Source organism: Bacteroidota bacterium (genome assembly GCA_016722565.1).
Taxonomy (GTDB): domain Bacteria; phylum Bacteroidota; class Bacteroidia; order 2-12-FULL-35-15; family 2-12-FULL-35-15; genus 2-12-FULL-35-15.
On sequence record JADKIU010000002.1, the window covers coordinates 84,672 to 96,838 of the forward strand.

Annotated in this window: 9 protein-coding genes; 5 read left to right on the forward strand and 4 right to left on the reverse strand. The window is 35.1% G+C overall.

From position 1 onward, the window contains the following. Positions 1 to 10 precede the first annotated feature (10 nt). Together IPP64_05670 and IPP64_05675 are read left to right on the forward strand one after the other, a co-directional pair. Complete coding sequence (locus IPP64_05670) at positions 11 to 970, forward strand: NAD(P)-dependent alcohol dehydrogenase (GenBank protein MBL0328904.1); 960 nt, start codon at positions 11 to 13, stop codon at positions 968 to 970. Between the two features lie 39 nt (positions 971 to 1,009). After that, the gene (locus tag IPP64_05675; protein MBL0328905.1) at positions 1,010 to 1,870 is read left to right on the forward strand and encodes an alpha/beta hydrolase; all 861 of its coding nucleotides are present in this window, start codon (positions 1,010 to 1,012) and stop codon (positions 1,868 to 1,870) included. A 78-nt stretch (positions 1,871 to 1,948) separates the two neighbouring features. Here IPP64_05675 and IPP64_05680 read toward each other — a convergent pair whose 3' ends face one another. The 4 genes from IPP64_05680 to IPP64_05695 form a co-directional block, all read right to left on the reverse strand. Continuing rightward, positions 1,949 to 2,398 (reverse strand): hypothetical protein, encoded by a 450-nt coding sequence (locus IPP64_05680; GenBank protein MBL0328906.1) that lies wholly within the window; start codon positions 2,396 to 2,398, stop codon positions 1,949 to 1,951. Positions 2,399 to 2,564: 166 nt separating this feature from the next. Further along, positions 2,565 to 2,714, reverse strand: coding sequence for a hypothetical protein (locus IPP64_05685; GenBank protein MBL0328907.1), 150 nt, complete (start codon positions 2,712 to 2,714; stop codon positions 2,565 to 2,567). Positions 2,715 to 2,809: 95 nt separating this feature from the next. Beyond that, positions 2,810 to 5,443, reverse strand: coding sequence for an ATP-dependent chaperone ClpB (clpB, locus tag IPP64_05690; protein MBL0328908.1), 2,634 nt, complete (start codon positions 5,441 to 5,443; stop codon positions 2,810 to 2,812). Further along, entirely contained in the window at positions 5,440 to 5,856 is a 417-nt protein-coding gene (locus IPP64_05695) for a hypothetical protein (GenBank protein ID MBL0328909.1), read from the reverse strand. Before IPP64_05695 ends, clpB begins: the two co-directional genes overlap by 4 nt. Before the next feature lie 161 nt (positions 5,857 to 6,017). On the opposite strand from IPP64_05695, the gene IPP64_05700 reads away from it, so the two are divergent. Genes IPP64_05700 through IPP64_05710 form a run of 3 tightly spaced genes read left to right on the forward strand, consistent with a single transcriptional unit; the run spans position 6,018 to position 12,167 of the window. Further along, positions 6,018 to 8,189, forward strand: a complete 2,172-nt coding sequence (locus IPP64_05700; protein MBL0328910.1) for a tetratricopeptide repeat protein — start codon at positions 6,018 to 6,020, stop codon at positions 8,187 to 8,189. Between the two features lie 27 nt (positions 8,190 to 8,216). Further along, the gene (locus IPP64_05705; protein MBL0328911.1) at positions 8,217 to 10,181 is read left to right on the forward strand and encodes a tetratricopeptide repeat protein; all 1,965 of its coding nucleotides are present in this window, start codon (positions 8,217 to 8,219) and stop codon (positions 10,179 to 10,181) included. A gap of 3 nt (positions 10,182 to 10,184) precedes the next feature. Beyond that, a complete protein-coding gene (locus IPP64_05710; GenBank protein MBL0328912.1) occupies positions 10,185 to 12,167 on the forward strand; it encodes a tetratricopeptide repeat protein in 1,983 nt (660 codons plus the stop codon).

Consider the following 12,167-nt stretch of genomic DNA (forward strand, 5'->3'; position numbering starts at 1 on the left):
GAAACTTCTTATGAGAGCAATTGTATATACTAAATACGGACCACCCGAAGTGCTTCAACTTAAAGAAGTGCCAAAACCGATTCCTAAAGACAATGAAGTATTGATACGTATTCGAGCCACGACTGTGAATCGAACAGATACGGGTTTTAGGGATCCTGAATATTTTGCAGTGCGAATTGTGGGTGGAATGTTTAAACCGAAAAACACAATATTAGGTTCTGAACTGGCAGGGGATGTGGAAGCGATTGGCAAAAATGTGACAAAATTTAAAGTGGGTGATGCTGTGTTTGGTTTAAAAACATATCAATTCGGAACACATGCCGAATACATTTGTATTCCCGAAAATGGTTCCATCGCATTGAAACCGATTAATATGTCGTATGAAGAAGCTGCGGCTGTCTGTGATGGCTTGATGCTTGCAATTAATTATATTGGGAAAATCGATTTTAAAAAAAATCCCCGCATCCTTATCAATGGTGCTTCCGGCTCAATTGGGTCTGCTGCTGTTCAGTTGGCAAATTATTATGGTGCTCATGTTACAGCAGTTTGCAATACAAAAACCATAGACTTAGTTAAATCATTGGGAGCAAACCGCGTGATTGATTATTTGAAAGAAGAGTTTACTGAGAAGAAGGAAGTTTACGATGTGGTGTTGGATGCTGTTGGAAAAAGTACATTTTTAAAATGTAAGAAAATATTGAAACCCGGTGGTATTTATTATTCATCGGAATTGGGTGCGTATTCTCAAAATGTTTTTTATGCTTTATTTACACCATTATTGGGTGGTAAAAAAGTGAAGTTTCCGATTCCTACCGATAGTCAGAAAGATATTCTTTTATTTAAATCGATTATAGAACAAGGACGTTACAAAGCTGTAATTGATAAAATATTCCCCTTGGAGAAAATTATCGAAGCAACTAAATATGTTGAAACCGGTGAGAAGACAGGCAATGTAGTAATTACAGTGTAATGGGGAAATCCGTATATTTGAAAGTATAAAATACGAACGATGAGAATACTTATATGTTTATTTGCAATGGTTGCTGTTTCATCTTTTGCACAAACCAAGAACGCAAAATCAGTTGATTCAAGCAAACCGTTTGTTCTTGGTGTGATAGAGGAAATCAAATCTGTAGAGTTATCCGAAACCAGAATCCTGAACATTTATCTTCCAGAAGGATATTCTAAGAATGACACCATAAAATATCCGGTTATCTATTTGTTGGATGGCTCAGCGGATGAGGATTTTATTCATATCGTAGGACTGGTTCAATTTAATAATTTCCCTTGGATTGATCGAGTTCCAAAGTCAATTGTAGTAGGAATTGCAAACATTGATCGAAAGAGAGATTTTAGTTTTCCTACCACGGTAGAGGCGGATAAAAAAAGATATCCTACAACCGGTCAATCAGATAAATTTATCGCATTTATTGAAAAGGAGCTTCAACCATTTATTGAAAAAAAATATAAAACGACTGATTCAAAAATGATTATTGGTCAATCATTAGGTGGGTTATTGGCAACGGAAATTTTATTAACCAAACCCACTTTGTTTAATAAGTATGTGATTATTAGTCCGAGTTTGTGGTGGAACAATGGTTCTATGTTGAAACAGTCATCGGTTGTATATGAAGAATCTTTTACTCAAAAAACGGATATTTATATTGGAGTAGGGAAGGAAGGATTGGCGAATACAGCAGAGCCGCATGTGATGGAAGTAGATGCAAATTTGTTGGCTGAAAAATTAAAAAATAGCAAGAGTAAAAGTTTAAATATACTTTTTGATTATTTACCGGAAGAAGATCATGCAACGGTCACCCATCAATCTGTTTTTAATGCTTTTCGATTACTCTATCCATCAAGAAAGTGAGGAAATAGCAACTAGGACATAACAAAAAAGCCAGGAGAAAAATCTCTTGGCTTTTTTGCTTCTACCACTACAAACAAATTATTTTTTCATCATGCGCTTGATGAGCCACAATACAATAAAGCCGATAGGCACAAAAAAGGCCCATAGGGGGTAGGCAGTAACTGTTGTATTGAAGCTAAAGTCTTCGGTATAAATTGTTAAATTCTTTTTGGTGTCAAACTTTTGGATAAAACTTGCTTTTCCATCTACAAATTCAATTACTTTATCTTCTCCATTAATTATAAAGTTGATTTTGCCTTTATTTAAAAGGAGTTTTGTATGATTAGGGTTAATAAATCGTAAGTTGATTTCTGCTTCTTTAAAAGTAAAAATTAAAGAAGGAATCGTCACCTCAATGTCATCGTTTGTAATACGCTCAATTACGATAGAGTTATCGACCATTTCCTCTACGGGCTCATCACCAACTTCCTTAGCAAATCCGGTAGCAATCGAACAAAATAAACTAATCGCAAAAAGTACTTTTTTCATGCTTTTTTTAATTTGAGCACAAATATACTCCTTTCATAAAACCATCAGCAAGTTTTTAGATAAAAGGCTGAAAATGGGGGCTGAAATTTCGTAAAAACGAAGTAAAAATGCCCTGCTCCGATATCTCAGAGAAGGGCATTTTTGAATGGGGATGTTGTTCTGCTGATTAGTCTATCAGCTTTGCTTCAGGATATTTCTCCTGCCATGCTTTTAGAGCACCTGCTGTACGAACGGTAATTGTTGTTCGAGTATCAATTTGTAATTTGAACTTTGGGCGGGTATCTATCACTTCTTTTTTAGTTTTCATAAGTTTCATTTTCTTTTGATTTTAATTACTTATATAACACAATATCTCTGCCAATTGTTTTGTGCTTAACATATTTTAACAGCTATTGGCATTTCTTTTAATGGTTATTTAGACTTCTCCTTTTTAGCCTTTTTGTCAGCATCAATTGGGTTTCTGAATACAAACTCGTTGTTGAAAACATCCAATACTATTTTAGCATCTTTTTCTACTTTCCCTGCCAAAATCTGTTTAGAAAGTTCGTTTAGCACCCGTTTTTGCATTACTCGTTTTACTGGTCTAGCACCAAACTGAGGGTCAAATCCAAGTTGTGCCAACCAATCTATTGCTTCAGGGGTTGCTGAAATGTGGATGTCGTTTTCTTCCAGCATTTTAGCAATTCCGGTAAATTGAAGTTCAACAATCCTGTGAACGTCTTCTCTGTTTAATGGCGTGAACATAATGGTTTCATCAATTCGATTCAAAAATTCTGGGCGAATGGTTTTCTTTAATAATTCAAAAACTTCCACCTTCGTTTTCGCCATAATTTGTTCTCTATTTTTATCGGTCAACTTTTCAAAGTTTTCTTGAATCAAATGTGAGCCCATGTTGGATGTCATGATGATGATAGTGTTTTTGAAATTCACCACGCGTCCTTTGTTATCTGTTAGTCGGCCATCATCCAAAACTTGTAACAAGATGTTAAATACATCCGGATGTGCTTTTTCAATTTCATCTAGCAATACAACACTGTATGGCTTTCTTCGAACAGCCTCTGTCAATTGCCCGCCTTCTTCGTAGCCTACATATCCCGGAGGTGCTCCAACCAATCGACTTACAGCATGGCGCTCTTGGTATTCACTCATGTCGATCCGTGTCATGCTGTTTTCGTTGTTGAACAAGAATTCAGCGAGTGCTTTTGCCAATTCTGTTTTGCCGACACCGGTTGTTCCAAGGAAGATGAAAGAGCCTATTGGTCGTTTGGTGTCTTGCAATCCTGCACGACTTCTTCTCACAGCATCGCTGATGGCTTCAATCGCTTCATCTTGTCCTACAACACGCTTGTGCAATTCATCTTCTAAGTGTAATAGTTTTTCGCGTTCACTTTGAAGCATTCGTGATACCGGAATACCTGTCCACACCGCAATTACTTCTGCAATGTCTTCACTTCCTACCTCTTCTTTTATCATTTGAGAACCGCTTTGTTGCATCTCAGCAAGTTTACTTTCAAATGATTTTAATTGAATTTCAGCATCCTTAATTTTTCCGTAACGAATTTCCGCTACTTTACCATAATCACCATTGCGTTCTGCTTGGTCGGCTTCAAATTTGAAATTTTCAATTTGTTCTTTAACCTTTTGAATTCCTTCTACTACTTCCTTTTCACCTTGCCATTTTGCGCGTAAATCACTTCTCTTGTCAGAAAGTTCAGCAATTTCTTTGTGAAGTTCTTCTAGTTTTTTTGTGTCATTTTCCCGTTTGATTGCCTCACGTTCGATTTCTAATTGACGAATCTTACGTTCTACCTCATCTAATTCTATTGGCATCGAGTTGATTTGCATTCTAAGTTTAGAAGCTGCTTCATCCATTAAGTCGATGGCTTTGTCCGGTAAAAAACGATCGTTGATATAACGTTGTGATAATTCGACAGCCGCAATAATCGCTTCATCCTTGATACGCACTTTATGATGTGTTTCATACTTTTCTTTGATACCTCTTAAGATGGAGATAGCATCTTCAGCACTTGGCTCATCAACCATTACTTTTTGGAAACGTCTTTCGAGTGCTTTATCTTTTTCAAAATATTTTTGAAATTCATTTAAAGTAGTTGCTCCGATTGCACGCAATTCGCCACGAGCAAGAGCAGGTTTTAAGATGTTTGCCGCATCCATTGCACCTTCGCCACCTCCTGCGCCAACAAGTGTATGGATTTCATCAATGAATAGAATGATTTCTCCTTCTGCGGAAATTACTTCTTTGACAACCGATTTTAATCGCTCTTCGAATTCTCCTTTAAATTTTGCACCGGCAATCAATGAGCCCATGTCGAGCGAATAAATTTGTTTTGATTTTAAATTTTCAGGAACATCACCATTAATAATTCGGTGTGCTAATCCTTCTGCAATTGCTGTTTTACCAACACCCGGTTCACCAACTAAAATCGGATTGTTTTTTGTTCTACGGGAAAGGATTTGAAGTACTCTACGGATTTCTTCATCGCGACCAATTACCGGATCAAGCTTTCCGTTTTTTGCTTGGTTATTCAGGTTGATTGCATATTTATTTAAGGCGTTATAAGTATCCTCAGCAGTTTGGCTGGTTACTTTGGCACCTTTTCTTAATTCAGCAATTGCAGCTTTTAAATCTTTTTCAGTTACGCCATTGTCTTTTAATAATTGTGAAATGGTGTCTTTGGTGGTTAATAATGCCAGCAACAAATGTTCGATAGAAACATATTCATCACCAAATTCTTTCAAATAACTGCTGGCTTTTGCAATGGCTTGGTTTGCATTATTGGATAGGAAGGGTTGTCCGCCCGAAACTTTTGGATAGCTCTCAACAATTTTATCCAAGGCTTTGGTGAAGATGGACGTGTTTACATTCAGTTTTTTTAAGATAAATGGGGTAACATGCTCATCTACTTCCAGAATACCTTTTAGGATATGTCCGTTTTCAATAGATTGTTGTCCATTGATAGTTGCAATTTGCACGGCTTGTTGCACGGCTTCTTGCGATTTGATGGTGTAGTTATTTAAGTTCATAGTTTTGAGTTTATTTGACTAATTTTTTCTTGTCTAGTTTGTGAAAATGTTTTCTGTTCATTATTTACAAATGTGTATATCACAAGTGTTTTTTCAAAAAGACTTTTAGCGATGTTATTCTTTTCGGATTTTTCGTGTAATTCTGCTGTTGCGAAAAGTACATCGGCCAAAAGATCTAGTTTGTGAATATGTATGTTTTTGTTTTTAATTAAATAATTAACTAAATGTTGTTTGTCCATAACAGCAAGTTTGGCAAATTCCACATCGAATTCGGTTTTTAAAAATTCATCAGCAATGCTGATTCCTGAATCGATTTTACCGGATGTTTTTGCATTTGTCATCTCACTAATTATGCGTGCAATCACAAGGGCTAATTGTTCAACTTGTTTTTCTATATAATCTTTTCTAATCATTTAGTCGGTGAATAAAGTCAAAATTTGTTCCAAAGCGGGTTGATGCTTTTATTAGGACGAATTGTCCGATTAGTTTGATTTTAAATGACTTATTGGCTTGTTGCCGAGGTTTTATCTGTCTATTTTGCATTAGATTTTTTTATTATTATATTGCATAGGATTTGAAACACGAAGTACTCCTATTGACTATGATTCCGAATAGAATTTTTGCTTTTATTGTTTTTTTACTATTTACCACGTCTTCCTTTTCTCAAAACAAGCAAACGCTTGATAGTTTGGAGAAAGTATTGAGTCAATCTCAGGTGGACACGGTGAAGGTGAATTGCATGGTAAAGTTGGCATCCGAGTATAGAAATAATGAACCTGAAAAGGCGAAGCAATATGCGTTGAAAGCGTTAGCATTGGCGCAGCAGAATAGTTTTAAGAAGGGGATAGCCAATTGTTATCATTTGCTAGGAATGATTTATTCACACTTGGCAGAGAATGAGAAAGCAATGGAATATTATATGTTCTCTCTGAAAATCAATCAGGAATTGGGAGATAAGCGAGCAATGTCTACATCTTATAATAACATCGGGTCGCTTCACTACTATCAAGGGAATTATGATAAAGCGTTAAAGTATTACTTGATTTCTTTGGAGATAGATGAAGAGTTGAAAGAAGAACGAGGGATGGCAAGCTCTTATAATAATGTTGGATTAATTTATTGGGCTCAAAGTAACTTTGATAAAGCGCAAGATTATTTTCAAATGGCTGTAAATATATACGCACATTTAAGAGATAAAAAAGGATTGGGAGGTGCTTACAGTAATATTGGTGGAGTTGCTTATTACAAGGGAAAACCGGACGTGGCAATTTTATATTTTCAAAAATCGTATGAATATTACAAAGACATAAATTTTAAAACGGGCTGTGCTACAGCACTCACAAATATCTCAGAAATATTAACGGAGCAAAAGAAATATGCTGATGCCATGAAATATGCTTTAGAGTCCATTGAAATACATGAACAGTTAGGTAATAAATCTGAAAAAACATACGGATTATTAGCCTTGGCTAAAATATATTCTTACCAAAAACAATATCCCCAAGCAATTGATAAACTAAAGGAAGTGATTGAATTGTCAAAGGAAATAAATGGACAAAAACAATTGAGTCAAGCTCATTTAATGACAGCACAAACGTACTATGAAATGGGAAATTATAAGCAAGCTTACCAGTCGTTTGAAGCCTATACCACTGCTAAGGATTCAATTTTTACAAAGGAAAGCACTGCTCAAATTGCAGAGATGAATACCAAGTACGATACGGATAAAAAAAATAAAGAGATTGAATTGTTGAAAAAAGAAAGTGAGATCCAACAACTCAATCAGGAAGCAGACCGCAGTAAGAATGCAATGATTCGTAATTTACTAATTGCCATCTGTGCATTTGTTTTGATATTGACTGTTGTGTTGTATAATAGAAATCAGGTAAAGCAAAAAGCCAATCTTGAACTCGCTGAAAAAAATAAAAGCATTGAAGAGCAAAAAGAGCAGATTCAATTTCAACACAGTCAGCTGGAGCATAAGAACAAGGAAATAACAGATAGTATCAAATATGCGAAGAATTTGCAAATGGCTATTCTTCCTCCCGACATTCAGGTAAAGCGATTGTTGCCCGATAGTTTTGTATTGTATAAACCTAAAGACATTGTAAGTGGCGACTTTTACTGGATAGAAGAGTGGGGCAGTCAGATTTTAGTTGCAGCGGCAGATTGCACCGGACATGGTGTTCCTGGTGCTTTTATGAGTATTGTTGGTAACAATTTGTTACAGCAGGCAGTGTTCAATTATGGTTTGTCGAAACCATTTTTAATTCTAAACAATCTAAATAAAAATATTTCAAGAATGTTGCATCAATCTGCTGAAGTAGTTACAGTAAAAGATGGAATGGATATCGCCTTGGTGAGCATTGATAAAGCGACAGGTTTAGTTGAGTTCTCAGGTGCTTTTAATCCTTTATGGATTGTTCGAAATAATGAGCTGATTGAAATAAAAGGAGATAAGCAGCCCGTTGGAGAATTTTTGGGAGAAGAATTACAATCGTTCACTCACAATGAGTTTCAGACTCAAAAAGGTGATATGTTGTATGTGTTTACAGATGGTTTTTCTGATCAATTTGGTGGTCCGAAAGGAAAGAAATTCAAGAACAAACAATTTCAGCAATTACTGATATCAATTGCTTCAAAACCAATGGATGTTCAAAAATCTATTTTGGAGAAAACAATGTTGGATTGGCAGGGAAATTTGGAGCAAATTGATGATATTTTGGTGATTGGCATGCGCGTTTAGTTAGATAAAAATGATTTAATAAAATAGATGAAACGATTTTTTACATGTTTTTTAGTGTTGCTCTTGACGACTCAACTTCAGGCGCAACAATCGAAAATTGATAGTTTGTATGCAGTATATTCAAAAACGGTTGAAGATACTTCGAAGGTGAATTTGTTAATTCAAATGGCAAATGTCTATGATGACAAAGAGATAGTAAAGGGAGTTGGTTTTATGCGCGAGGCGCTGGAATTATCGGAACGTATTAAGTATGATAAAGGCATTTGTTTAGCAAATAGTTTGTTAGGAGATTATTATGCTGAACAGTTAATCTATTCGGAAGCATTAAAGCATTATCTCAAAGCGACAGTGGTTGGAGAAAATAAGAAAATGTATAGCACATTGTCTTCTTGTTATAATAAGATTGGAATCATCTATTCCAATCAAAAGAAGAATGAACTTTGTTTAAAATATTTCAAAAAAGTGGCTGATATTGCTAAGTTGCAGAATAAGCCGGGACGATTTGCTATTGCTTGTAATAATATTGGAATCGCATGTAAAGATTTAGGTCGTTACCAAGATGCAAAAAAGTATTATTCACTGGCTTTGGCTGAATTTGAAAAAACGGATTTTAAGATTGGAATTGCATCGGTTAATAATGGTTTAGGTACGATTAGCGATTTGTTAGGTGATTATGATGAAGCATTAAATTATTATCGAATTGCGATTGATGTTTTTCAGGAGGCCAACGATTCATCAATGGCTGCCGGTTTGTACACCAATATTGGCGAAGTTTATAGTCATAAGAAGGAATTTAAAACAGCATTGGATTATTATCTAAAAGGGCTTAGTGTTTTAGAATTTCAAGAGAGCAAAAACAATAATTTTAGATTGGATGCTTATGATGGATTAGCCGATGTATATGCAAATTTGAAAAATTTCGAAAAAGCGTATTATTTCAAGAATAGATATCTAGCCTTAAAAGATTCTATTGATGATGTTGATGGTATGTTGCAGGTGCAAGAAATGGAAAAACGCTTGGAAAATGAAAAGAATGAGAAGGAGATAGAATTGCTTAAGCAAAAGGAAGAAATTCAAGCATTAAAAGTGAAGTCGCAAACTGAAAAACTAAAGAAGAGTAATATTATTATATTTTTCGTTGCCGGTATTTTGCTCCTTGCCTTGGTACTTTCCTTTTTTATTTACAAAGCGTATAAACAAATTAAAAAGACCAACATTGAATTGGCAGAAAAGAAAAAGGAAATTCAAGATAGTATTAATTATGCGAAAAAAATTCAAGAATCGATGTTGCCGGATGTTACCATCCTTGCTAAGCATTTTCCAAAAGGAGGATTTGGTTTATACTTGCCAAAAGATGTTGTGAGTGGCGATTTTTATTGGTTTAATGAGTTAAATGGATCCGTTTATTTTGCAGTTGCCGATTGTACAGGACATGGTGTTCCCGGAGCATTTATGAGTATGATTGGTATTGATAAGTTGAATAGTTTTATTGATAAGAAAGTTGAACAATTGCCACAAATATTGTCCTTGTTAAATATTAGTATTAAGCGTGCACTAAAACAATCAAAAGGGTCTCAGTCTTCAAGAGATGGAATGGATATCGCCTTGTGTTCGTTAAATACAAAAACAAAAGTGTTGCAATATGCCGGTGCAAACCGTCCAATCTGGATACTTCGAAAAAATGAAATTATCGAATACAAACCTACCAAGGCTTCCATTGCCGGACATGTAGAAGATTATCAGGAATATGTTGCACATCAGATTCAATTGGAAGACGAAGATATTATTTACATGTTTTCAGATGGATTTGCTGATCAGTTTGGTGGTAAGGATAAGAAAAAGTTTAGGTCGAAGTTGTTGAAACAAACGTTAATTGATATGCATAAATTGACAATGCGTGAACAAGAATTGAAGCTGGAGGAAGTTTTTATCAATTGGAAAGGCAATCTAGAGCAAGTTGATGATGTATTGGTTTTAGGATTTAAAATATAACACATGTTTAAAGTAAAGTTTACTGCATCTTTTGTATTCATTTTTCTTTCCAGTTTGGCTGTTTTTTCTCAAACGCCACCGGATAGTCTTTTTGAAATAGTGAACTCCAGTCAGCCGGATACGGCAAGAGTTAGCGCATTGTTAGAAATTGCCGACTATTACAATGATAGTAACCCCAACAAGGGAATCGAATATTTGAATCAGGCATATGAGATAGCTCAAAAAAATGGAGATCAACGTGGGATTTCAAATGTAACGAATCAGTTAGGGACAAACTATTACTTTATGGGAGATTACGAGAAAGCAATCCGTAATTTTTTGGAATCGCTGAAAGCAAATGAAATGATCAAAAGCGGAAAGGGGATTGCCGGTTGCTTGAATAATATTGGCAGTGTGTATGTTGCCCAGCAGGATTATAAAAAAGCGTTGGAATATCATTTTAAAGCATTAAAAATTCGAGAAGAAAATTTAGAAAACGGGATTGGAGATAAAAATTCAATTGCAATGTCGTATGGTAATATAGGGCAAGCGTACTATTATTTGAATGATTTTACCAATGCAATGGATTATTATAATCGCTCATTGAGAATTTCAGAAAGCACCGGAAACAAAAAGCGCATAGCACTAATGTTAAACAATATTGGGAGTATCTATGCTGAGGAGAAATTCTATGACAATGCCTTAGTTTATTTTACGAAATCATTGGGGATTCAACGACAACTTGAAGATAAAGTGAATGTAGCCATGGCATTAAATAATATTGGGGAAGTTTATTTTATGAAGAAGGATTATAAAAATGCAATTGATTATTATTCCCAAGGGCTTTCCGTATCCAAAGAAATCGATGATTTAGATGATTTAAAAACCAGCTATGATGGTTTGCATAACTGTTATGTTGCTTTAAATGATTATGTGAAGGCACATGAATATTTAGCATTATTTAGTGAAGTAAAAGATTCACTTTACAACTCTGAGAATTCTGCACAAATAAATGAAATGTTGACAAAATTTGATACTGATAAAAAGGAGCAAGAAATTCAGCTTTTGCAAAAAGATCAATTGATTACCAAGTTTTGGAGAAATTCGCTTATTATCGGTTGTTTTCTAATCTTGATTGTAGCGCTATTGCTATACAATAGGAATAAAGTGAAACAAAAAGCAAATGTTCTACTATCAAAACAAAAAGAAGAAATTGAATTGAAGAACAATCAGCTTGGATCAAAGAATAAAGAAATTACGGATAGTATTAAATATGCGAAACATTTGCAGATGGCAATTCTTCCACCAGATTCTCAAATCAAACGATTGTTGCCGGATAGTTTTGTGCTCTATAAACCAAAGGATATTGTGAGTGGTGATTTTTATTGGATTGAAGAATGGGGGACGCAAGTGCTGGTCGCAGCAGCCGATTGCACCGGACATGGTGTTCCCGGAGCATTTATGAGTATTGTCGGTAATAATTTATTGCAGCAAGCTGTTTTTAATTATGGCTTATCTAAACCATTCCTGATTTTGAATAATGTAAATAAAAATATTTCAAGGATGTTGCATCAATCGGAGGAAACAGCAACAGTGAAAGATGGAATGGACATCGCCTTGGTAAGTATTGATTATTCTAAAAATAGTATTGAATATGCCGGTGCTTTTAATCCTTTGTGGATTATCAGAAAGGGCGAGTTGATTGAAATTAAAGCAGACAAACATCCTGTAGGTGCTTTTGTGGGCGAGGAGTTAAAGCAATTTACACATCAGGAGTTTGTTTTTGAAAAAGGGGATACACTCTATATTTTTACAGATGGCTATGCCGATCAGTTTGGTGGGCCTAAAGGAAAAAAATTCAAGTACAAACAGTTGCAAAATATTCTACTTCAAAATTCGTCCAAATCGATGGCGGAACAGAAGTCTGTCTTAGAGTCGTCAATTGTAAGCTGGCAAGGAAATTTAGAACAGATTGACGATATTTTAATTATTGGTGTTCGATTCTAA

Excerpts from the sequence above, each read along its gene's own strand:
- IPP64_05675 (MBL0328905.1), top strand. The coding sequence starts at position 1,010 with ATGAGAATACTTATATGTTTATTTGCAATGGTTGCTGTTTCATCTTTT.
- IPP64_05705 (MBL0328911.1), top strand. The coding sequence starts at position 8,217 with ATGAAACGATTTTTTACATGTTTTTTAGTGTTGCTCTTGACGACTCAA.
- clpB (MBL0328908.1), bottom strand. The coding sequence starts at position 5,443 with ATGAACTTAAATAACTACACCATCAAATCGCAAGAAGCCGTGCAACAA.
- IPP64_05680 (MBL0328906.1), bottom strand. The coding sequence starts at position 2,398 with ATGAAAAAAGTACTTTTTGCGATTAGTTTATTTTGTTCGATTGCTACC.
- IPP64_05670 (MBL0328904.1), top strand. The coding sequence starts at position 11 with ATGAGAGCAATTGTATATACTAAATACGGACCACCCGAAGTGCTTCAA.
- IPP64_05695 (MBL0328909.1), bottom strand. The coding sequence starts at position 5,856 with ATGATTAGAAAAGATTATATAGAAAAACAAGTTGAACAATTAGCCCTT.
- IPP64_05710 (MBL0328912.1), top strand. The coding sequence starts at position 10,185 with ATGTTTAAAGTAAAGTTTACTGCATCTTTTGTATTCATTTTTCTTTCC.
- IPP64_05685 (MBL0328907.1), bottom strand. The coding sequence starts at position 2,714 with ATGAAACTTATGAAAACTAAAAAAGAAGTGATAGATACCCGCCCAAAG.